The sequence below is a fragment of the Micromonospora narathiwatensis genome (genome assembly GCF_900089605.1).
GTDB classification, from domain to species: Bacteria; Actinomycetota; Actinomycetes; order Mycobacteriales; family Micromonosporaceae; genus Micromonospora; species Micromonospora narathiwatensis.
Genome location: NZ_LT594324.1, coordinates 1,444,161 through 1,464,701, shown reverse-complemented (window position 1 = coordinate 1,464,701; position 20,541 = coordinate 1,444,161). Strand labels below are relative to the sequence as shown.

24 protein-coding genes are annotated in these 20,541 nt (G+C 74.9%); 8 read left to right on the top strand and 16 right to left on the bottom strand.

Annotated elements, in window-relative coordinates; all coding sequences use genetic code 11:
* Nucleotides 1–94: 94 nt before the first annotated feature.
* Nucleotides 95–748: a hypothetical protein gene (locus GA0070621_RS06520; protein ID WP_091192349.1), complete on the bottom strand. Its 654-nt coding sequence runs from the start codon at nucleotides 746–748 to the stop codon at nucleotides 95–97.
* Between the two features lie 62 nt (nucleotides 749–810).
* Nucleotides 811–2,139 (bottom strand): M20/M25/M40 family metallo-hydrolase, encoded by a 1,329-nt coding sequence (locus tag GA0070621_RS06515; protein WP_091192347.1) that lies wholly within the window; start codon nucleotides 2,137–2,139, stop codon nucleotides 811–813.
* A gap of 157 nt (nucleotides 2,140–2,296) precedes the next feature.
* Here GA0070621_RS06515 and GA0070621_RS06510 point away from each other — a divergent pair, with 157 nt between their 5' ends.
* The 3 genes from GA0070621_RS06510 to GA0070621_RS06500 all read left to right on the top strand — a co-directional run bounded on the left by GA0070621_RS06510 (nucleotide 2,297) and on the right by GA0070621_RS06500 (nucleotide 4,253).
* Nucleotides 2,297–2,950, top strand: coding sequence for a hemerythrin domain-containing protein (locus tag GA0070621_RS06510; protein WP_091192346.1), 654 nt, complete (start codon nucleotides 2,297–2,299; stop codon nucleotides 2,948–2,950).
* Nucleotides 2,951–3,012: 62 nt separating this feature from the next.
* Nucleotides 3,013–4,020: a LysR family transcriptional regulator gene (locus GA0070621_RS06505; protein WP_091192344.1), complete on the top strand. Its 1,008-nt coding sequence runs from the start codon at nucleotides 3,013–3,015 to the stop codon at nucleotides 4,018–4,020.
* Nucleotides 4,017–4,253 carry a hypothetical protein gene (locus GA0070621_RS06500; protein WP_091192343.1) on the top strand — a complete coding sequence of 79 codons (237 nt, stop codon included), beginning with the start codon at nucleotides 4,017–4,019 and terminating at the stop codon, nucleotides 4,251–4,253. Before GA0070621_RS06505 ends, GA0070621_RS06500 begins: the two co-directional genes overlap by 4 nt.
* 51 nt (nucleotides 4,254–4,304) lie before the next feature.
* On the opposite strand, the gene GA0070621_RS06495 is transcribed toward GA0070621_RS06500, so the two are convergent.
* The 3 genes from GA0070621_RS06495 to GA0070621_RS06490 form a co-directional block, all read right to left on the bottom strand.
* Entirely contained in the window at nucleotides 4,305–4,655 is a 351-nt protein-coding gene (locus GA0070621_RS06495; protein WP_091192341.1) for a DUF3140 domain-containing protein, read from the bottom strand.
* The gene (locus GA0070621_RS29435) at nucleotides 4,655–4,828 is read right to left on the bottom strand and encodes a hypothetical protein (protein ID WP_157739873.1); all 174 of its coding nucleotides are present in this window, start codon (nucleotides 4,826–4,828) and stop codon (nucleotides 4,655–4,657) included. The genes GA0070621_RS06495 and GA0070621_RS29435 overlap by 1 nt, the downstream gene beginning before the upstream one ends.
* A gap of 62 nt (nucleotides 4,829–4,890) precedes the next feature.
* Nucleotides 4,891–7,434 carry an ATP-dependent Clp protease ATP-binding subunit gene (locus GA0070621_RS06490; protein ID WP_091192340.1) on the bottom strand — a complete coding sequence of 848 codons (2,544 nt, stop codon included), beginning with the start codon at nucleotides 7,432–7,434 and terminating at the stop codon, nucleotides 4,891–4,893.
* Between the two features lie 171 nt (nucleotides 7,435–7,605).
* Between GA0070621_RS06490 and GA0070621_RS06485 the strand changes: the two genes are divergently transcribed.
* The 5 genes from GA0070621_RS06485 to GA0070621_RS06465 all read left to right on the top strand — a co-directional run bounded on the left by GA0070621_RS06485 (nucleotide 7,606) and on the right by GA0070621_RS06465 (nucleotide 12,681).
* The gene (locus GA0070621_RS06485) at nucleotides 7,606–7,989 is read left to right on the top strand and encodes a hypothetical protein (RefSeq protein WP_091192339.1); all 384 of its coding nucleotides are present in this window, start codon (nucleotides 7,606–7,608) and stop codon (nucleotides 7,987–7,989) included.
* A gap of 210 nt (nucleotides 7,990–8,199) precedes the next feature.
* Nucleotides 8,200–8,460, top strand: coding sequence for a hypothetical protein (locus GA0070621_RS06480; protein ID WP_007076395.1), 261 nt, complete (start codon nucleotides 8,200–8,202; stop codon nucleotides 8,458–8,460).
* Between the two features lie 9 nt (nucleotides 8,461–8,469).
* Nucleotides 8,470–9,357 (top strand): hypothetical protein, encoded by an 888-nt coding sequence (locus GA0070621_RS06475; RefSeq protein WP_091192337.1) that lies wholly within the window; start codon nucleotides 8,470–8,472, stop codon nucleotides 9,355–9,357.
* Entirely contained in the window at nucleotides 9,350–12,022 is a 2,673-nt protein-coding gene (locus tag GA0070621_RS06470; RefSeq protein WP_091192336.1) for an FtsK/SpoIIIE domain-containing protein, read from the top strand. Before GA0070621_RS06475 ends, GA0070621_RS06470 begins: the two co-directional genes overlap by 8 nt.
* Nucleotides 12,019–12,681, top strand: a complete 663-nt coding sequence (locus GA0070621_RS06465) for a hypothetical protein (protein ID WP_091192334.1) — start codon at nucleotides 12,019–12,021, stop codon at nucleotides 12,679–12,681. The genes GA0070621_RS06470 and GA0070621_RS06465 overlap by 4 nt, the downstream gene beginning before the upstream one ends.
* 28 nt (nucleotides 12,682–12,709) lie before the next feature.
* Here the strand turns inward: GA0070621_RS06465 and GA0070621_RS06460 are convergent, their stop codons facing one another.
* The 11 genes from GA0070621_RS06460 to GA0070621_RS06405 all read right to left on the bottom strand — a co-directional run bounded on the left by GA0070621_RS06460 (nucleotide 12,710) and on the right by GA0070621_RS06405 (nucleotide 20,532).
* Nucleotides 12,710–13,984: a cupin domain-containing protein gene (locus GA0070621_RS06460; RefSeq protein ID WP_091192333.1), complete on the bottom strand. Its 1,275-nt coding sequence runs from the start codon at nucleotides 13,982–13,984 to the stop codon at nucleotides 12,710–12,712.
* Nucleotides 13,985–13,993: 9 nt separating this feature from the next.
* Nucleotides 13,994–14,281: a hypothetical protein gene (locus tag GA0070621_RS06455; protein WP_091192332.1), complete on the bottom strand. Its 288-nt coding sequence runs from the start codon at nucleotides 14,279–14,281 to the stop codon at nucleotides 13,994–13,996.
* A gap of 196 nt (nucleotides 14,282–14,477) precedes the next feature.
* On the bottom strand, nucleotides 14,478–14,906 hold the full coding sequence (locus GA0070621_RS06450; protein WP_091192330.1) for a DUF2267 domain-containing protein: 429 nt from the start codon (nucleotides 14,904–14,906) through the stop codon (nucleotides 14,478–14,480).
* 298 nt (nucleotides 14,907–15,204) lie between these two features.
* Nucleotides 15,205–16,077 (bottom strand): DUF72 domain-containing protein, encoded by an 873-nt coding sequence (locus tag GA0070621_RS06440; RefSeq protein ID WP_091192327.1) that lies wholly within the window; start codon nucleotides 16,075–16,077, stop codon nucleotides 15,205–15,207.
* 47 nt (nucleotides 16,078–16,124) lie between these two features.
* Nucleotides 16,125–16,523 carry a TraR/DksA family transcriptional regulator gene (locus GA0070621_RS06435; protein ID WP_091192326.1) on the bottom strand — a complete coding sequence of 133 codons (399 nt, stop codon included), beginning with the start codon at nucleotides 16,521–16,523 and terminating at the stop codon, nucleotides 16,125–16,127.
* 263 nt (nucleotides 16,524–16,786) lie between these two features.
* Nucleotides 16,787–17,416 carry a nucleoside/nucleotide kinase family protein gene (locus tag GA0070621_RS06430; RefSeq protein ID WP_091202090.1) on the bottom strand — a complete coding sequence of 210 codons (630 nt, stop codon included), beginning with the start codon at nucleotides 17,414–17,416 and terminating at the stop codon, nucleotides 16,787–16,789.
* 98 nt (nucleotides 17,417–17,514) lie between these two features.
* Nucleotides 17,515–18,114, bottom strand: coding sequence for a winged helix-turn-helix domain-containing protein (locus GA0070621_RS06425; protein ID WP_091192324.1), 600 nt, complete (start codon nucleotides 18,112–18,114; stop codon nucleotides 17,515–17,517).
* Nucleotides 18,115–18,407: 293 nt separating this feature from the next.
* Complete coding sequence (locus GA0070621_RS06420; RefSeq protein ID WP_231921025.1) at nucleotides 18,408–18,902, bottom strand: winged helix-turn-helix domain-containing protein; 495 nt, start codon at nucleotides 18,900–18,902, stop codon at nucleotides 18,408–18,410.
* A 139-nt stretch (nucleotides 18,903–19,041) separates the two neighbouring features.
* Entirely contained in the window at nucleotides 19,042–19,533 is a 492-nt protein-coding gene (locus GA0070621_RS06415; RefSeq protein WP_091192321.1) for a rhodanese-like domain-containing protein, read from the bottom strand.
* 50 nt (nucleotides 19,534–19,583) lie between these two features.
* Nucleotides 19,584–20,036, bottom strand: a complete 453-nt coding sequence (locus tag GA0070621_RS06410; protein WP_091202087.1) for a cysteine dioxygenase — start codon at nucleotides 20,034–20,036, stop codon at nucleotides 19,584–19,586.
* A gap of 118 nt (nucleotides 20,037–20,154) precedes the next feature.
* Nucleotides 20,155–20,532, bottom strand: coding sequence for a cupin domain-containing protein (locus tag GA0070621_RS06405; RefSeq protein ID WP_091192320.1), 378 nt, complete (start codon nucleotides 20,530–20,532; stop codon nucleotides 20,155–20,157).
* Between the last annotated feature and the right edge of the window lie 9 nt (nucleotides 20,533–20,541).

Genomic DNA, 20,541 nt, shown 5'->3' with positions numbered 1-20,541 from the left:
CGGGCCGACGCGGTCCGGACCGAACCGGCGGCCACCCGCCGAGGCCCCGAAACGCGGACCGGGTGGGCCGCGTCCCGGGGCCGGGACGGTCTATCTAGTGGGCGTGGTCGTGTTCCTCGTCCAGTTCCAGGAACGGGTGCTCGTCGAGCCGGCCGACCAGGCGGTCGTCGGCGGCCGGCTGGAACGGGCCGAGCGGGTCGTCGTCGTCGAACGACTCCAGGTCGACCGGGGTGCCGACCTCGCTGACCATGACCAGGCCGTCGAGCGGCTCCAGCTCGGGCACGTCCAACGCGCTGAGCGAGCCGTCACCGCTCTGCAGCAGCTCCAGCACGGCCTCCCCGACGCCCTCCACCGGGGCCGGCTCGTCCTCCTCCGGGGTGCCCTCACGGCGGGCCGCCTCGGCCGCCCGGATCAGGGCGGACACGCTCGGAACGCGGTAGTCGCGGCGCTGCCGCACCGAGATGACCCGCGGGTGCGGGTCGGTGGCCTCGACGCCCTCGACGGCACCGAAGCGCTCGTCGGCCTCGTCCGGGTCGATCGACTCGACGTCCCACGGGGTCACCTCGCCGAACGCGTCGAGCAGTTGCTCGTCGTACGCGAACGAGGCGTTGTTCAGGTTGACGTACGCCTGCCAGACGGCGTCGTCGTCGATCCGGCCCTGGGCGGCGCGGACGGCGGCCAGGTGGGCGCGGGCCGCGTCGATCACCCGCTCGAGTGCGGCGTCCAGCTCACCGTGCTGGTCGGTCATGTGAGGCAGTCCCTTTCACGATGGGGGGAGAATCCGCGCCGACGGTGACGCGACGGACACGGTTAGCAGCTGCGGAGGAACCGGTCGAGAACCCGCACGCCGAACTGTAGTCCGTCCAGTGGAACCCGCTCGTCGATGCCATGGAACAGGCCGGAGAAATTGAGGTCGGCGGGGAGCCGCAGCGGCGCGAAGCCGAAGCAGCGGATGCCGAGCTGGGCGAACGCCTTGGCGTCGGTGCCGCCGGAGAGCATGTACGGCACCGGGCGGGCGCCCGGGTCCTCGGCGCGCAACGCGGCGGACATGGCGTCGACCAGGTCGCCGTCGAAGGTGGTCTCCAGGGCGGGCTGGCGCTGGATGTACTCGATGGCGATGTCCGGGCCGATCAGCTCTCGGAGCTGCCGCTCCAGCAGCTCCGACTGGCCGGGCAGGCTGCGGCAGTCGATGGTGGCGGTGGCCCGGCCGGGAATGACGTTGTCCTTGTAACCCGCGTCGAGCCGGGTCGGGTTGGCGGTGTTGCGGATGGTGGCGCCGATGATGTTGGCGATCGGGCCGAGCTTGGCGATCGCGGTCTCCGGGTCCTCCGGGTCGATCTCGATGCCGAGGACGTCGGAGACCTCCGCCAGGAACGCCCGTACGGTGTCGGTGACGACCACCGGGAAGCGGTGCCGGCCGATCCGGGCGACCGCCTCGGCGAGCGCGACGACCGCGTTGTCGTCGTGCACCATCGAGCCGTGGCCGGGGCGGCCCTTGGCGTGCAGGCGCAGCCAGTCCAGGCCCTTCTCGGCGGTCTCGATCAGGTAGAGCCGCTGCTGCTCGCTGACCGAGTACGAGAAGCCGCCGACCTCGCCGATCGCCTCCGTGCAGCCGTCGAAGACGCCGCGGTGCTCGCGGGTGAGGTAGTGCGCCCCGTAGTCGCCGCCGGCCTCCTCGTCGGCGGTGAAGGCAAGCACGATTTCCCGCGACGGGCGGGTCCCGGCGCGCTGCCAGCCGCGCACCACGGCGAGCACCATCGCGTCGAAGTCCTTCATGTCGATCGCGCCGCGGCCCCACAGGTAGCCGTCGCGGATCTCGCCGGAGAACGGGTGCACCGACCACTCGTCCGGGTCGGCGGGCACCACGTCGAGGTGGCCGTGCACCAGCAGGGCGTCCCGCCCCGGGTCGGTGCCGGCGATCCGGGCGACCACGTTGGCCCGGCCCGGCGCGGACTCGTGGATCTCCGCGTCGACGCCGACCTCGGCGAGCTTCGCCGCGACGTACTCCGCGGCGCGCCGCTCCCCGACGCTGGTGTCGTTGTCCCCGGTGTTGGTGGTGTCGATACGCAGCAGGTCGCGGCAGAGGTCCACGACCTCGTCGGTGGGGTCCGGTCGGGCGGAGGCGGCGTCGCTCGTCATCGCTTCTTCATACCAGCCGGCACCGGCGGCCGGCCCACCCCGTCCGCGCGTGGTTTCGCGGATCGCGCGTCCGGGTACCGCCGCTGACGTCCCCGCACCGACCGGCGGGGCGCCGGACCCACCCGCTCCCCGCCGGCCACCTGTCGAGGAGGGCATCATGTCCGTCCCCCTGCCGCCGCTGCCGCCCGCCGCCGACGACGCGTACCGGCCTGGCGGCCGGAGCCTGGCCGAGATCGTGGCCGCGGAGCACCGCGCCCTGCTCGGCCTGGCCGAGCGGCTCACCGGGCCGGACCTGCCGGCCGCGCACCGCCGGGAGGTGCTCGACGTGCTCACCGCCGTGCTGTCCCGGCATCTCTCCGCCGAGGAGCAGTATCTCTTCCCCGCCGCCCGGGCCGCCCTGCCGGAGAGCGCGGAGCTGGTGGACCGGGAGATCGAGGCGGACGCCGGGCTGCTCACCGCCCTGAAGGGACTGTCCGGGCCGGAGGACCCGGCGCTGGCCGACGTGACCGACCGGGTACGCCGGCACGTCGAGCGGGTCGCCGCGCTGGTCACGCCGCTGCGTCGGGTGGCCACCGAGGCCGAGCTGATCCGGCTCGGCAACCGGTGGGAGATCGCCGAGGAGGCGGCGCCGACCCGGCCGCACCCGGGCACCCCGGCCACCCCGCCGTGGAACAAGCTCGTCGAGCCGGCGCTGGGCGTGCTGGACAAGGTCCGTGACGTGGTGACCGGCCGGCGTACCCGCCTGGCCGACCTGGCGCGGCGGCGGGCGCGCCACGTCCGGGCCGACCCACCGCGGACCGGCCTCGGCTGATCGAGGTACGCCGATGGCGTACGGCTCTTCCCCATACCCGTTCGCGGTCCTACCGTCACCGTATGAATCTGGAGCTGCGACACCTGCGGGTGGTCTGCGCGATCGCGGAGACGGGGAGCGTCACCAAGGCGGCCTCGACGCTCGGCCTGGCCCAACCGGCACTGACCGCCCAGCTCCAGCGCATCGAGCGGGCCCTCGGCGGTCCGCTCTTCGAACGGGACCGGCGCGGCGCCCGCCCCACCGCGCTCGGCGAGCTGGTGCTGGACCGGGCCCGGGTGCTGCTGCCGGCGATGAAGGGCCTCCAGGACGAGGCGGCCCGGCTGGCCGGCGCGGGCGACCCGCTGAGCCGGTACCGGTTCGGCGGGGTGAACAGCCCGATCCTCGGCCGGCTGGTGCACCGGCTCGCCGCCGAGCGCCCGGACGTGGGGATCACCACGTACGCGTCCTGGTCGGTGGACGAGCTGGCCCAACTGGTGGCCGGTGGCCGGCTCGACTTCGCGCTGACCGGGGTGTGCGGGGACGCCAGCCCGTCGGCGGAGTTCGGGCTGACCTGGCGGGAGGTGGCCGTCGACCCGGTCTCCGTGCTCCTGCCGCAGCACCATCCGCTCGCCGACCGGGACGAGGTGCGCCTGGTGGACCTGCGGCGGGAGCAGTGGGTGGCGGCGCCCGGAGAGGGATGCTTCGGCGACTGCTTCGCCGCCGCCTGCGCCCGCGCCGGCTTCACCCCCCGCAAGGTTTACGAGACGGACGTACGCGGCTGTGTGGACCTGGTCGACGCGGGCGAGGGGGTGGCGCTCTGCCAGGCCACCTTCCGGCCGCCCGCCGGACTGGTGACCCGCCGGCTGGCCGGGGCGCCGCTGCGCTGGCGGCTGCTGCTGGGCTGGCACCCGGACGCGCCGGCCGTCGGGGTCGCCGAGACCGTGCTGGAGACGGCGGTGGCCGCGTACACCGACACGCTGGCGAACCATCCGGACTACCTGGCCTGGCTGCTGCGGCACCCCGACTTCGGCGCGGCCGGTGGTGACCGGCGGGGTGCGAACCGCCTGAGCGCGGGTATCACGGCGGCATGACTGATCTGTACCCCGCCGCGGACCAGCGCGAGCTGCTGCGCCAGGCGGCCGCCACGCACAGCGCCGCCTCCGAGGACGTGGAGACCTTCCTGCGCCGGCTGCCGGAGGTGCCCGACGCGACCGACATCACCGAGTACGCCAACCTGCTCAGCCGGGAGGAGCGGGCCCGCGCCGACCGGCAGGCCGCCGCCGACGCGGCCGGCCTGCAGCTACCCAGCATGGAATCCGAATAGCCCGGCAACGCGGACGGCACCCGGACCGGTCCGGGTGCCGTCGGCGCCGCGTCAGCGTTCGACGAGGACGTCGTGGCCGAGGTCGAGCAGGGAGTGCCGCCACTCGTCGTCGGCGTTGCCCCGGCTCGGCTTCGCCGCCGCCAGCTCCCGGATCCGGTCGATGGCCTCCCGCATCACCTCGATGTCCTCCGGGGTCAGGTCCACCTTGCGCTTGGTCAGCACGGCGAGGATCTGCCGGCCCGGCTCGGGCAGGTCCAGGTCCGGGTTCGGCCCGAACGCCTCCTCCCCGGAGCCGCGGGTGAGCAGCCACTGCCGCAGCTTCTCGGACGGGACGTTCACCTCGGCGTGGAAGTCGTCCCAGATCACCTCGACCTCGGGGTCGAGTCGCGCCTCGCGTACCATCACGCCTCCTCTCCCGGCGGCGGCCCGGACGGCATCGGTTCGCCCCCGCCCTTGTCGGTGTGCTGCTTGAGGCCCTCCGGCGGCACCTTCACCCGGGACGGGTTGGCCGTCGGGGGCGCGATGATCGGTTCGCTGCGCTCGGTGTCCTCCCGGGTCTCCTCGGGTTCGGTCATGCCCGCCCTCCGGTCCGTCGGGGATGGAGCCTCGCCGCGCCTCGCGGACGACGCCGCACGGCTCATCGTGGATGCGACGTCGCGGCGGCGCGGTAGCCGCGCTCGCCGGCGGCCACCTCGAAGGAGAGTTGGCCGTCCTGCGCGTCGACGGTGACCCGCTGTCCGGGTGAGATCCGGTCCTCCAGCAGCATCCGGGACAGCCGGTTGTCGACCTCCCGCTGGATGACCCGGCGGAGCGGGCGGGCGCCGAACTCCGGCTGGTAGCCGTGCTCGGCGAGCCAGTCCACCCCGGCCGTGGTGAAGTCGACCTGGATGTCCTGGGCGTGCAGCCGGCGGCGGGTCTCCTCCAGCAGCAGCTCGGTGATCTGGCGCAGCTGCTGCGCCTCCAGGCGCTGGAAGATGATGACCTCGTCGATGCGGTTGAGGAACTCCGGCCGGAAATTCTCCTGGAGCCGGCGCATCAACCGCTCCCGCAGCTCGGTGGCCTCCTGTTGGCCGGACGCGCCGGTGGCGAAGCCGACCGCACGCTGGGTGCCGGTGATCAGCTCCGAACCCAGGTTGCTCGTCATGATCAGTACGGTGTTCTTGAAGTTCACCGTCCGGCCCTGGCTGTCGGTGAGCCGGCCGTCGTCGAGCACCTGGAGCAGGATGTTGAACACGTCCGGGTGCGCCTTCTCGATCTCGTCGAGCAGCACCACCGCGTACGGGCGACGGCGGACCGCCTCGGTGAGCTGGCCGGCCTCCTCGTAGCCGACGTAACCGGGCGGGGCGCCGATCAGCCGGCTGACCGTGTGCCGCTCCTGGAACTCGCTCATGTCCACCCGGACCATCCGGTCCGCCTCGCCGAAGAGCGCCTCGGCCAGGGCCCGGGCCAGCTCGGTCTTGCCGACCCCGGTGGGACCGAGGAAGAGGAAGCTGCCCATCGGCCGGTTCGGGTCGGCCAGGCCGGTACGGGAGCGACGGACCGCCTCGGCGACCACCTGGACCGCGTCGTCCTGGCCGATGACCTTCTCGTGCAGCTGTCCCTCCAGGCGCAGCAGCCGGTCCCGTTCCTCCTCGGTGAGCTGGTTGACCGGGATGCCGGTGGCCCGGGAGACCACCTCGGCGATCTCCGTCGGCCCGACCGTCGGCACGTTCGACGGCTCGCCCTCGCCCTTCGCGCGGCGGACCTGGTCCTCCAGTTCGGACACCCGGTCGCGCAGTTCGGAGGCGCGCTCGTACTGCTCGTCGGCGACCGCCTGATCCTTGTTGCGGTGTACCTCGTCGAGCTGTCGCTCCAGCTCCCGCACGTCCTCGGCAGGGGTCCGGGTACGCAGCCGCACCCGGGCGCCGGCCTGGTCGATCAGGTCGATCGCCTTGTCCGGCAGGTAGCGGTCGGTGACGTACCGGTCGGCGAGCTCGGCGGCGGCGACGAGCGCCTCGTCGGTGAACCGGACCTGGTGGTGCGCCTCGTACCGGTCCCGCAGGCCGCGCAGGATGGTGATGGTGTCCTCGACGCTCGGCTCGGGCACGAAGACCGGCTGGAACCGGCGGGCCAGCGCGGCGTCCTTCTCGATGCTGCGCCGGTACTCGTCCAGCGTGGTCGCGCCGATCACCCGCAGTTCGCCCCGCGCCAGGGCAGGCTTGAGCATGTTGGACGCGTCCATGCCGCCCTCGCTGCCGGCGCCGCCCGCGCCGACCAGGGTGTGGATCTCGTCCAGGAAGATGATCAGCTCGTCGCGGTGCGCCCGGATCTCGTCGATCACCTTCTTGAGCCGTTCCTCGAAGTCGCCCCGGTAGCGGGTGCCGGCGACCAGGCCGGGCAGGTCGAGCTGGACCACCCGCTTGCCGATCAGGGTCTGCGGCACGTCCCCGTCGCAGATCCGCTCGGCCAGCCCCTCCACGATGGCGGTCTTGCCGACGCCGGCCTCACCGATGAGCACCGGGTTGTTCTTGGTCCGGCGGGACAGGATCTCCACCGCCTGCTCGATCTCGTCCGCCCGCCCGATCACCGGGTCGATCTGGTCGTTGCGGGCCAGTTCGGTGAGGTCCTGGCCGTACTGGTCGAGGGTGGGGGTGCCCCGGTCGGGCCGCGGGGTGCCGCCGCGTTCCGCGCTGGCCGCCTGCAACGACTCCGGTTGGATCCGGCCGGCGGCGAGCATCCGGCCGGCCGGCGACTCCGGGTTCAGCGGCAGCGCCATCAGGATGTGCTCGGGACCGATGTAGTTGGCGCCCATCGCCCGGGACAGCTGGTGGGCGTCGAGCAGCGCCCGCTTGGCCGCCGGGGTGAGCGACAGGTTCGGGGGCACCTCGCCCCCGGGCGCCCCGTCGCCACGCCCGCCGAGGGCGTTGACCAGGGCGTCCGGGTCGGCGCCGGCACGGCGTACCAGGTCGCGCAGCGGCTCGCGTTGCAGCGCCGCCCAGAGCAGGTGGTCGGTGTCCAGGTCGTTGCTGTGCTTCTGGGCCGCCCGCCGGGCTGCGTCGGCGAGCATCTCCCGCGCGTCGGCGGTCATCAGCCGGGTGATGTCGACCCGATGCGCCGGCCGGCGTCCCCCCTCGCCCCGGCCGAAGTACCGGGCCAGGAACTCGTCCCACGGGTCGGAGCCGAAGTCACCGGGTCCCATCATCTCTGTCCTCCGCTGCTCGGGCGGGCACGGTCACCGAGACGACCTGGCGCGCCACGGCCGCCGAGGCGACAGGGCGCGGCACGGTCGGCGGTGGCTACCCGGCGGCCGGCGCGGCAAACGCGGGCGGGTCCAGAGCGGGGTGGCGGCCGGCTCGGTGGCAGGCTTGGGGGCATGGACACCAGGGCGCTGCTGATCGTCGACGGGGCGAACGTGGTGGGCTCGCGGCCGGACGGCTGGTGGCGGGACCGGGCCGGGGCGGCAACCCGGCTGCGCGACGCGCTGGTGCCGCTGGCCGAGGCCGGCGTACCGCCGGAGCTGCCGCCGCCGGTAGAGGTGGTGCTGGTGGTGGAGGGCGCGGCGCGGGGCGTGCCGGCGGTGCCGGGGGTCGGGGTGGTCGCCGCCCCCGGTTCCGGTGACGACACCATGGTCGAGCTGGTCGCGGCGGCGGCGGACCGCCGCCGCGTCGTCGTCACCGCCGACCGGGAGCTGCGGGCCCGGGTGGGCGCGCTGGGCGCCGAGGTGTACGGCCCGCGCTGGTTGCCCCGGGACCGCTGAGCGCCGCCGCCGGGCCCACCCGACGCCCGGGCGGTCCGTGTACGGGATCGGGTGACTCGCCGACGGGACCTGTCCGGCCCGGCGCGGAGGCTCTCCGCGCACGTCAGGGCAGTAATCGGGCAGCCGGGCAGAAACACCGCGAGGGCGGATGTTCGCCCACCCGTCGGGATGGGTTGTAATGGAGATCTCCCCGCCCCCAGGAGGTCCCCCGTGGCGAGCGTCGCCGAGCTGAAGGCAGCCATCGATGTCGCCCTCCAGCAGATAGGTGACGGGCAGACAGCCGTGCAGGCGGCCGGCGAGAAGCTGGCCGAGGCGCAGCAGACCCTGGCCGGCGCGCTGGAGGGCAGCGGGCACGAGACGGTCGAGGCGGCCCAGGCGTCACTGACCCAGGCCAGCCAGGAGCTGGAGGAGTGCCTCGCCGCCACCCTGGTCGCGGTCGAGCAGGCGCAGCTCTACGTCTCGACCCTCTAGGGGCCGGCCGTGTCCATCGTCGAGGACATCGGCGCGCAGGTCCGCGCCGCCGCCGACGAGCTGCCGCTCGCCCAGCTCGCCCTGGCCCTGGAGAAGTTCGGCCAGGCCGCCGAGCGGCTGCGCTGGGTGCGGCAGGAGTCGGCCAACCCGATGGGGGCGCCGGAGCTGTCCGCCGCCACCGAGCACGCCGAGACCGCCGGATACGCGCTGCGGGTGGCCCAGGAGCAGCTGTCCGGGTACCTGGCCGCGATCGGGCTGGCCGCCGACGGGTCGCCCGCCCCGACCGGCGAGCAACGCCGGCCGAAGCACGACGCGCCCCGGGGCGAGGCGCCGCCGGCCCCGGGCGGCGTACCGGAGCAGGGCGAACAGCCGACGGCGCGGCGCTGGTGGTCGGTGCGGGTGGCGGAGCTGACCGGTGGCCGGGAGGGCCCGCCGGACGAGCCGGACGAGCGGATCGACGACTCCCGGGAGCTGCTGCGTCGGGTGGTGACCGGGGTCCGCTCGGGCGACCGGGACGGGCTGCACCGCGAGCTGCGCCGGGCGCACGCCGACGTGGGGCTGGGACTGGCCGCCATCGCCCCGCCGCTGCTGCGCGACCTGGCCGGGGAGTTGCTCGGGCACCCGCCCCGCGCCGACGACCTGGGCCGGCTGCGCCGGGAGCTGGACGGACGGGTCCGCGACCTGTTGCCGGGGCTTCCGCCGCCGGTGCTGGACACCCTGCTCACCCGGGTCTGCCGGATGCCCCCGCCCCGTCGCGCCGAGGACCAGGAGCAGCCGCACGCCGCGGATCCGGCGGTCACCGCCGGGGTGGTCACCGGAGTGCTGCTGGACCGGCTCGGCCGCGACCTGCCGAAGGACGCCGAGGAGCGGGAACCCTCCCGGGGTACGCATGGCTGACGTCCGCACCCAACTGGTGTCGCGGGTCCGGGGCATGCTCTCCGAGGCCATCGGCGCGGCCCGGAACCGGCTGGCCGACGCCGACACCGAGCTGGCCGCCGGCCGGGACCGGCTGGCCCGGGTACGGCGGGCCGCGGCGGCCGTACCCGAGCGGGTGGGCGACGCCCGCGACGGCCGGCTCGCCGAGATCGACGCCCGGCACAGCGCCCGGATCGCGGAGCTGGTCCGGCGGGCCGCAGCGGCGGCGGAGCGGGAGGCGCCCGGCGCGGCGTCCGCGGCGTGGGACCGGTGGCGGGTCACCCCCGCCGACCGGGCCGAGACGCCCGGCGTGGTCCGGGTCGGCACGGTACGCATCCCCGGCGCCGAGCCGGTGCCGGCGCTGGTGCCGCTGCTGGACGCCGGTCACGTGCACCTGGCCGGCGGTGACCGGGACGGCATCGCCGCGGTGGTGCCGGCCCTGCTGCTGCGCTCGCTGGGACGCGCCGAGCCGGGCACGGTCCGGCTGTTCGGGTACGACCCGGAGCGCCTCGGCGGCGGTCTGGCCGGGTTCGCCCCGCTCGGCACCGCCGGGCTGCTCACCTTCGTCGGCCCGGGTGGGCTGGGCCGGTTGCTGGACGACCTGGTGGAGCAGATCCGCCGGATCAACGAGACCGTGCTGGCCGGCGAGTACGCGTCGCTGCGCGAGCTGGCCGCCGCCACCGGCCGCCGGCCGGAGCCGTGGCGGGTGGCGGTGCTGCTCGGCGGCGACGAGCTGTCCCGGCAGGAGCGGGGCCAGTTGGACCGGGTGGTACGGACCGGGGCGGCCTGCGGCGTGCACCTGGTGGTACGCGGCATCGAGCTGCCGGACGACCCGACGGTGACCCGGATCGTGGTGGAGCCGGGCGACGCCCGGATCGCCGGGCTGCCGGTCGTGCTCGACGAGCCGCCCCCGGCCGGGCTGGTCACCGAGACCTGTCGGGAGGTGGCCTCCCGGGTCAACGCCGGCCCTCCACCGGCGCCCTTCACCGATCTGCTCCCCCCGCCCGAGGACTACTGGCGGGAGGACTCGGCGCACGGGTTGACCGCGCCGATCGGCGAGGGCCGGCACGGGCGGCCGGTGCTGCTCGCCCTCGGCGACTACCCGCCGCACGCGCTGATCGGCGGCCCGTCCGGCACCGGCAAGACCAACCTGATCTTCGCCTGGATCGGCGCGCTCGCCGCCCGCTACTCCCCCGCCGAGCTGGAGTTCTATCTGCTGGACTTCAAGGAGGGGGTGTCCTTCGCCCGGTTCGCCCAGGGCCGGCGGGACCCGAGCTGGCTGCCGCACATGCGGCTGGTCGGGATCAACGTCAACACCGACCGGGAGTTCGGGCTGGCCCTGCTGCGCTTCCTCGCCGAGGAACTGCGCCGGCGGGCGGACGCGGCCAAGAAGCACGAGGTCACCAAGCTCGCCGAGCTGCGCGCGGTGGACCCGACCGGGCACTGGCCCCGGATCGTGGCCGTGGTCGACGAGTTCCAGGCGCTGCTCGCCGGCCGGGACGTGGTCGCCCGGGAGGCCGCCGACCTGCTGGAGGACCTGGCCCGGCGGGGTCGCTCGCAGGGCATCCACCTCGTGCTCGCCTCGCAGGACGTACGCGGGATCGAGGCGCTGTGGGGGCGCCCGGCGCTGGTCGCCCAGTTCACCCTGCGGATCGCGCTGCCGAAGGCGCTGCGCATCCTGGCCGAACGCAACGACGCGGCGCAGTCGCTGCCCCGGCACCACGCGGTGGTCAACGCCGAGTCGGGGCTGGTCGAGGGGAACCAGGTGGCGCGGATCCCGTCGGCCAGCGACTGGGAGACGTGGAGCGAGCTGCAGCACCGGTTGTGGCGCATGCGCCCGCAGGACGCCTCCCCGGCCCGGCTCTTCGACGGCGACGCGATCCCGAGGTTGGCCGACGCGCCGGACCTCCGCGCGCTGACCTTCCCCGAGCAGGGGGTGCCGCGCAACCCGGTGGCCCTGCTCGGGGAGATCATCGACGTGCAGGCCCGCTCGGCGGCGCTGCGGCTGCCCCGCGCGCCCGGTCGGAACCTGGCCGTGCTCGGCACCCGGGTGGACGAGGCGTGCGCGGTGCTGGACGCCGCCGCCCGCTCCCTGGCCCGGCAGCACCGGCCGGGCACCGCCCGGTTCTCCATCGCCTGTCTCGACCCGGACGCCGACCCGGCCGCCCGCGCCCTCTACGAGGACCTGGCCGACGACGCGGCCTGGTACGACGAGGAGACCGTGCCCGAGCTGATGGCCGAGGTGGGCGACGGGCTCGGCGCGCCGGGCACCCCGCCGAGCCCGCACTACCTGCTGCTGTACGCGGTCGACGCGGCGGCCGGGCAACTCGCCGGGAAGGCGGGGCGGCGGACCGGGCTGGAGCAGTTGCGCCGGATCCTGCACGACGGGCCGGAACGGCGTACCCATGTGCTGGCCTGGTGGCGGGGGGTGGCCCGGATGCGGGCCGACCTGGGTGGCCCGGCGGCGCGTACCGACCAGATCGGGGCCTGGGTGGCGCTCGACGTGCAGGGCGCGGAGCTGGGTTCCTCGCTGTACCCGGGCACCGGCGGGCCGGACTGGTACCCCCGTCCGTGGCGCGGCCTCTATTTCGACCGCGCGGTGCACCGCACCGGACAGGTGATCATCCCTTATGGTCCGTCCCGATGAACGAACCGGTCGCCAGTGAGACGTACGCCGCCCAGCTCCGTCGGCTCGCCGAGCTGACCGCCCGGGTGGCCGCCCAGCGCGCCGAGGCGCACACCTGGTACGCGCAGCAGTGCGCCGCCGCCGACCGCGCCGTGGCCGAGGCCGCCGAGCAGGTCCGCCGGGCCGAGGCGGAGGCGGCCGAGGCGCGGGAGCTGGTGGAACGGGTGGACGCCGAGGCCGCCCACCTGTGGGGGGAGCTGCGGACGCGGGTGCGTTCCGGCGGGCGGCTGGGCGACCCGCCCGGGCCGGCGCGGGACGCCACCGGCGACCCGGTGCCCCGGCTGCACGGGGTACGGGAGCTGCTGGACCGGATCCGCCAGCGGGGCGAGCTGCCCGGCTCGGCGAACCCGCTGCTGGTCGGCTGCGGGGTCGGCGGTTCGATCGTCGCGTACGCCCTGGGGGCGGGCGCGCGGGCGCTGGGCACCGGTTCCGGCGGGGACCTGGCGGTCGGGATGCCGGTGTTGGCGCTGGTGGTGACGCTGCTCGGCCCGCTGGTCGGGCTGGCACCGGCGCGGCTGCTGGCCGACCGTCGGCACGCCGTGCTGACCCCCCGCCCGATCACGCTGGTGGTCGCCGCCGCCCTGGTGACCACCGTCCTCCTACTCGCCCTCACCCGCTGAGCCCTCGCCCCGCCACCGACCGGGCGGGTCAGGCGGGGGTGAGGACGGCCTCCTTGAGGAGGCGGCGGGCCAGGACCAGGCGGTCGGCGTCGTCGTCGAGGCCGGGCAGGTCGCCGACCCGGGCCACCTCGCCGGCCAGCACGGCGCGCAGCGCCGGCTCGCAGGTGCCGGGCAGGGTGATGGTGCGGTCGAACAGGCGCAGCGCCACCCTGCCGGCGTCCCCGGTCGGGGTGAGCTGCCAGCGCAGGCCCTCCCGCGGGGCGACCCGGCTGTCCGCGGTCAGCGCGGCCAGCGCGGCGGCCTGGGCCAGCGGCCGGATGGGTGCCGGGCGGCCGGCCGACCAGGCCCGGTCCCGCAGCCGGGCGGCCACCGCCGCCGGATCGGCCCGCAGCAGCCAGTCGCGCAGCGCGTCCACCGTCTCGGTCAGCTCCGGTTCGACGGCGTCCGGGTCGGCCACGTCGACGCCGAGGGGCAACCCCGCCCGCAGCCGAGGGTCCTCGGCGGCGAGCGCCAGCAGCTCCTCGACCAGGGCGTACCGGGTCAGCGCCCGGATGCCCACGGTCAGGTGCAGTGAGCTGGACTCCTGTGCCTGGGCGCTGTGCAGCCAGCCGCGAGGCAGATAGAGCGCGTCGCCGGGGGCGAGCACCACGTCCAGGGCGGGTCGGCCCTCGGCCGTGGCGGAGACCTCGTCGGCCCGCCCGCCCCACGGCTGCCGTTCCAGCGGGTCGGGCAGCACGGGCGGGTGGATCCGCCAGTGCTTGCGGCCGTCGACCTGGAGCACGAAGACGTCGTGGGTGTCGTAGTGGGTGGCGAATCCCTGGCTGCCGGCCGGGGTCAGATAGGCGTTGACCTGGGTGGGCTGGGCCAGCGCCGCGCTCAGGTCACGGGCGAGATCGACAAGTGCCGGCCAGATGCGGTGCAGGCCCTGCAACACCAGGGTCGCGCCGTCGGCGTACAGCTGGAGGACCTTCTCGTCGAGCACCTGGTCGCCGATCTCGGCGCCCGCGCCCCCGCCGCCGGTGTAGCGCGCCGCCGGCACCAGCTCGCCGTCCTTGGCCACCCGCAGGAACGGGGTACGCAGGCCGCGGCGGCTGAGCAACTCGTCGGCGTCGGCGGGGCTGAAAAGGTCGGCGAAGCCGTCCCGGTTGGGCAGTTCGGCCGCCCGGGACAGCAGTGGGCTGCGCCCCCAGTGGTCGGCGGTGAACTTGGCCGGGTCGACGGCCACGCAACGAGCGAGGGCCGCGGTCGGGGGAGACGGAACCGCCGGGCGGTCTCGGCCGCCCGGCGGGTCGATGTACGTCATGGCGAGCCGTCAGCGGGCGCTGCCGTCGGCGCCGCCGTCCTGCTTGCCGGGGGTCGCGCCACCGTCGGCGGGGCCCTCGGCGCCGCCGTCCGCGCCGCCGTCCTGCTTGCCCGGGGTGGCACCACCGTCGGCCGGGCCCTCGGCACCCCGGTCGGCGCCGCGGTCGACCCCACGCTCCGCGCCGCGGTCGGCGCTGCCGTCCGCGCCACCGTCCCGTTGGCCGGGGGTCGCGCCACCGTCGGCCGGACCCTCGGGGCCGCCGCCGGTGGTCTGCATGTCGTCGTCGTTGAGTGCCATGGGTGTCCCCCTCGTGTGCCGCCCCGTCGTCCGCCGGGGTTCCGCGTGCGGCGGGTGGTACCCACGCGCGATCTTCTCTAACCACACGGTAGACCGCGCGCCCCGGCAAAACGGACGGTTCGCCGGTCCGGGTCGCCGGCTCGGTACGCGCACGGCCCGCCCCGCGCTACGGCGGAGCGGGCCGGGACGGCGTCGGTCAGGGAATCATCCGGCTGAGGTCCTGCGGCATCGACGACTTCACGTCCTGCCACTCGCCCTGGTTGACGTGCCGGCGCAGGGTGTCGAGCACGACCTGCACCACCCGCTGCGGGCCGCCCTCCACGTCGTACGGGAAGCCCTGGCGGACCTCGTAGAGGAAGTCGTCCCGGTTCAACTTGATCGGCACGCTCTCCGGCTGCCAGCCGTCGAAGTAGATGCCGCGCAGCAGCACCGGCAACTGCTGGGCGAACTCGGCGCTCTCCTGCACCGGCATCCGGTCCCGCAGCAGGTGCAGCACCGTACGCAGCGCCGCGTAGGACTGGTTGCGCTGCTCCTTCGGCCAGCCGTACGCCTGCTCGATCTCCTTGAGGATCACGTTCGTCTTGTCCAGCGAGGACTCGAACGCGGAAATCAGCTGCTCAGCCATCTGCCCACCCCCGTGCGTCGGTTTCCCAGCGTCGATCGTCGGTGCGTCGCGGCGGGCCGCTGGGGCCCCGCCAGAGCCGGGTCGGGCTGAACCGACCGGGCCGTGCGCCCCGCCGGGGCGGCTCGGATCTCCCGACCACGTGCAGCACCCCGCCGCGACGTCGATCCGCTACGACCCGCACCGTCATGGCCCACCTCCTGTCGGCCTCGCGGTCACGTCGCTCGACGGACCGCACACACCGTCCAGGCTGGCCGGGAACCGGGTGAGCGGACCTCACCCCACCCGGGTGATTCCGCGGTCAGCCGGCGCCGAGCAGCGCCCGCAGGCGCTGCCCGTTGCGTTGGGCGTAGTCGCGGTAGCAGTTGTTCATGAGCACGTGGGTCTGCTCGGCCGTGCCGGCCAGCTCGCGCAGTTTCGGCGCCCAGTCGCGCAGTTCCCGGTCGGAGTAGTCGTAGCCGAACTTCTCGTGGATGTCCTTGCTGGTCCACCTGTCGCTGTGGCCGTGGAAGCGGACCACGGCGAGGTCGGCGGTGGCCGCCAGCACCGGCGGTACGGACGAACGGTGCCCCTGCGGCATGTCGACGCAGACGTACGTCAGCTCGTGCTCGCGCAGGAAGCCCAGCGTCTCGTCGGCGTTGTCGCCGGCGAACCAGGAGGCGTGCCGGAACTCGAAGGCCGGGCGCAGCGGGGCGCACCGTCGGGCCACCTCGAGCAGGTACTGCTTGTTGTCCCGCTTGATGGTGAACCAGGGCGGGAACTGGAACAGCACCGCGCCGAGCCGGCCCGCCTCGACCAGCGGGTCGAGAGCGGACAGGAACCGGGCCCAGACCTCCTCGTACGCCTGCGGCGGCAGGTCGTCCGGGTAGAGGTTCTTCTTCCCGGTCGTCGGGCGCAGGTCCGCGTAGAGCGCGCCGACCCGGGTCGGGTGGCCGGTGAGCAGGCTGAACGCCTTGATGTTGAAGATGAAGCCGGGCGGGGTACGCGCCACCCAGAGCCGGGCCGTCCGCTCGGCGGGCGGCGAGTAGTAGGTGGCGTCCACCTCGACCAGCGGGAACTGTCGGGCGTAGAAGGCCAGCCGCCGCTCCGGGGTGTCGGCGGTCGGCGGGTACCAGCCGGAGTCGAGCAGGGTCCGGTCGGTCCACGACGCGGTGCCCACCTTGATCTCACCCATCAGGCGAGTCCACCGGGTACGCGGCCGACCGGCAACCGGAGAACTCTTCAGGCCGCCCGCCGCTCCCGGTTCTGCTTGCAGGACACACAGGACGTGGCGGACGGGAAGATCTCCAGCCGCTCCACCGGGATCGGCGCCGAGCAGCCCTCGCAGAAGCCGTAGGTGCCCTCGTGGAGCCGGGTGAGCGCGTGCTCGAACTGGGCGCGCCGGTCCAGGATGCTGCGCAGCAGGGACTGGGCCGTGTCCCGCTCGGCGGTCTTGGTGCCGCTGTCGGCCTGGTCGTCGCCGGCGGTGTCGCCGATCTCGACCAGCCGGAGCACCTGGCTCTGCGCCACGGCCTGTTCGTACTCCGCGGTCAGCTCGTCGTACCGCGACCGGAGGGACTGCCGGATCTGGTCGACCTCCGCCTGGGAGCGGCCCGTGGCTGTCGTGTCGTGGACGAGCATCGCTGCCTGCCTTTCCTGGCGCCTCATGCACGTCCGGGGCGACGAACGCCCCGGACGTGGTCCGACGGGACGCACGGGCGGATCACCCGTGCTCTGTGAGCCGGGCGAATACCCGCCGCCCTCGCGGATCAAACCGGGGACTTCCGGGTTCTTCGCCGGGTTCGGGTGCGCTTGCGCCGGCCGGTCCGTCCCCCGGCGTGCCGGTGTCGGGCCGGTCGTCCGCGGACCGCCGGGCCGGGCGGAGGTGTCCGGGCCGGGTCGGGTCAGGCTGCCTCGACCAGGGCCGGGTGCCGGGGGTCGTCGGCCCGGACCACCACGTCGGCGAAGGAGGTGGGGGCCACCTCGTCGGCGTACCGGGCGAAGGCGGGCAGGGTCCAGCGCAGCCCGGGGTCGGTCCGCCGGTCCAACGCGGCCGGGCTGAGCTCCACGTGCACGGTGACGTCGAACGGCAGCCCGCCGCCGAGCAGCAGCGACCCGCTGACCAGCACGACCCCGCCGGGTGGCAGTTCGACGTACGACGCCCGGCTGGCCCGGTCGGCGCCCGCGTCCCAGAGCGAGGGCAGCAGCCGCCCGGAGCCGTCGGGGCCGGCCGGGTCGAGCACCTCCCGGCGCAGCCCGGCCTCGTCGAGCCAGCCCGCGTAGTACGCGTCGGGATTGGTCCGGCCGTGTTCGAGTCGGACAGAGGCGGGCCGGAGGAAGTCGGCGGCCCGTACGTGCAGCACCGGACGCCCCGCGGCGCGCAGCGGATCGATCAGGGCGGCGGCGAGGGCGTCCGGGTCGGCGGCCGGTGGACCGTCGACCGCCACCCGCAGCCGGCCGGGTACGGCGGCGCCGGCGAGCCGGTCGGTCAGCTCGGTGACGAGTCGCTCGGGGGAGATCGGACGGACGCGCATCCGACCATGGTGCCCGGCTGCGGCGGCGGTGACCACGCCGATCGGCCGGACCGTCGGGGGTTCCTTGCGGACGGACGCGGCGGGGCGCCCGGCCCGGGTCAGCCGGCGCGGTCGATGGTGACGCGGGCGTCGTCGGCGAGCCGGTAGCCGACGCCGTAGACGGTGGTGACCAGCGGTACGTCGACCCCGACCTTGCCGCGCAGCCGGCGCACGTGCACGTCCACGGTGCGCACGCCGGCGTGTTCGTAGCCCCAGACGGCGTTGAGCAGCTGCAACCGGGTGAACACCCGACGGGGGTGGGCGACCAGGTGCAGCAACAGGTCGAACTCCAGCCGGGTGAGCGCCAACGGCTCGCCGTCGCGCAGCACCGACCGGGAGGCGGCCAGGATGTGCAGGACCGGGACGGTCGGCGCGAGCGACCGGGCCGGGGAGCGTCCGGCCGGCACCGGGTCCGGCCGGCGCTCCGCCGGACCGCCGCTGATCACGGCGTCTCCGCGTTCCAGCAGTTCACGGGCGGCCTCCAGCAGCCGTCGGGCGGCCGGGCTCAGCGACTCCTCACAGGACAGCGGGATGTTGAGGGTGACCGTGAGCACGGGGGTGGTGTTGGCGGGGCGACGCTGGCCGCCGGGGGGACGACCGGGAACCGCGGGTTGGGACGTATGCCATCCGGCGCGCGACGAGGCGGGGCTGACCGACATGGTCCTCCTTGGCTGGTCCGGGTTTGTCCCCACGGCCCGGGACGCCGCTTCATCGATGCTTCCCGGCGCCTTCACGAGGGTCAAGGGGCGGCTACGTTGCATGAATGTGACAATTGACGAACACATCGGAGCCGAATGCTCGCTCTGCGTACGAGGCCTGATGATTACAGCAGAGCGCCGAGATGACCCGTTACGGGGGGTCCCCGCCCGATTCAGTATGGGCGGTGGGGCACGCAAACGTGAGCGCGACGCGCCCGTCGGCCGGGCACGCCGCGCGACGCGGGCACGTGCGTTCAGGGCTCGCGGTCGACCAGGATCCGCGCCTCGTCGGCGAGCCGGTAGCCGACTCCGTACACGGTGGTCACCACCGGCGTGCCGGTGCCGAGCTTGGCCCGCAACCGGCGCACGTGGACGTCCACGGTGCGCGCCACCGCGTGTTCGTATCCCCAGACGTTGGTGAGCAGCTGCAACCGGGTGAACACCCGCCGGGGGTGTTCGGCGAGGAAGAGCAGCAGGTCGTACTCGATCCGGGTCAGCGGGATCCGCTCGCCGCCCTGGCTGACCACCCGGGTGCCGGCCAGGATGCGTACCGTGTCACGCTCCTCGGCGTCGGTTGGCGCGGGCTGCGACGGCGCCGGGCGGCGCAGTTCGATCACGGCGCGGGCGGCGTCGTGTTCCGCCGGGCGCAGCACCCCCTCGCCGGCCGCGGCGAGCTCGTCGAGCACGTCGACCAGGCGGGCCAGCGCGGGCGTCGACGCGGCGGCGGCCAGGTCGAGGGTGATGGTCAGGGTCGGCGCGGTGCGGGGGCGGGGCGACCCGCTCCGGTCGGGGCGGCCGGGCCGGTACGGGCGGGCGGACATGGCGACGACGGACATTGATCCTCCTGGGCTGGTGGTCGCGCCCGCCCCGCCGGGTGTGGCGAGGCGGTCAGCGGGGCGCCTGGCCGGCGGTGACCGGAGGCGCGACGGACGAGGGTCGGAGCGGCGGGGTGGGGCCGAGGGTGGGCAGCCCGGCGATGCGCCAGGCGGCGAACCCGCCGACCACGTCGGTGGCCCGGTGCAGGCCGAGGTCCTGCAACGCGGCGGCGGCCAGCGAGGATGTGTAGCCCTCCTGGCACAGGATCACGACGGGCACGTCGTAGTCGACGGCCTGGGGCAGCCGGGCCGGACAGCGCGGGTCGAAGCGCCACTCGAGGACGTTGCGCTCCACGGCGAGGACGCCCGGGACGGTGCCGTGCGCGGCACGCTGGCCGGCCGGGCGGATGTCGACCAGCAGCGCCCCGCGCCGGTACGCGACGTGCGCCTGCTCGGGGTCGAGGCGGTCCAGCCGGGCGCGGGCGGCGGCGAGGATCTCGTCGATCCCCCGCGAGCCGGGCGGCGGGACCGGACAGTGCTCGGTCGGGTTCGGGGTCTGCGGCATCGTCGGGTCCTCCCGTGCGGCTGAGGTCAGGGGTGCGAATGCGGGGCGGCTCACCAGGCGACGCCGGCCTCGGCCACCTCGGCCACCAGGAGTTGCCCGGCGACGAGGTGGTAGCGGGTCATCCGGCGCAGCGCGGGCCGGTAGACGTGCACGCTGACCGCGGGCCGGTGCCCCCGGTTGGTGACGACGTGCACGTGGCGGGCGCCGAAGCGCCGGCCGGCGCCGGCGGCGAGCGGGTGGGGGCGCAGCCGTCCGCCGCTGACCGTCTCCTCGGTGAGGGTGCCGGCGACGACCAGGAAGGCGCCCGACGACCCGCCGTGGTCGTGCAGGTCGGTGCCCTGCCCGGGCAGCCAGCTCAGCGCCCACACCTCGTGCTCGTCGGTGGTGGCCAGGCGCGCGTACCACCGCTCGGTCGGGTCGAAGCGCAGCCGGACCGGCCAGCCGGCCGGATCGGCCCAGCGGGCGGCGACGGCGAGCGGATCGGCAGGGTCGGTGCGGGTCATCGGCGGTTCGTCCTCCCGGGTACGGAGCGGCCCGTGCTCCACCACTATAGGAGGCAAAGCCTATAGGTTTAGTAGGTAATACCGAATGCTGGGACGGCCGACGTCGATCACGCCCCACTCAGCGCCGGACCGGCGGCTCCACCCGGTAGCCGGGCACCGACGGCCAGCGCACGGTGAGCACCACCGAATCCCGCTCGGCGTACCAGGAGTGGTCCACGCCCCGGCCCCACACCACGTAGTCACCCGGGTCACGCAGCACCACCGTGCGGTCCGGCAGCTCCATCCGGAACGCGCCGCTGACCAGCACCAGCAGGGCGGTACGCCGCTCGCCCGTCGCCCACGCCGAACGGGTCTCCCCGGCGGGATGCACGCCCCACTTCACCTCGACCTCGTCGCTGTGCCGGACGTCGCCGGGCGGCTTGAAGTGGCCGAGCAGCCAGCCCGCGTCGGTCGCGCCGTCCACGGCCGCGTTGCCGACGTACACCCGATCGTCCATCCGCCCGCC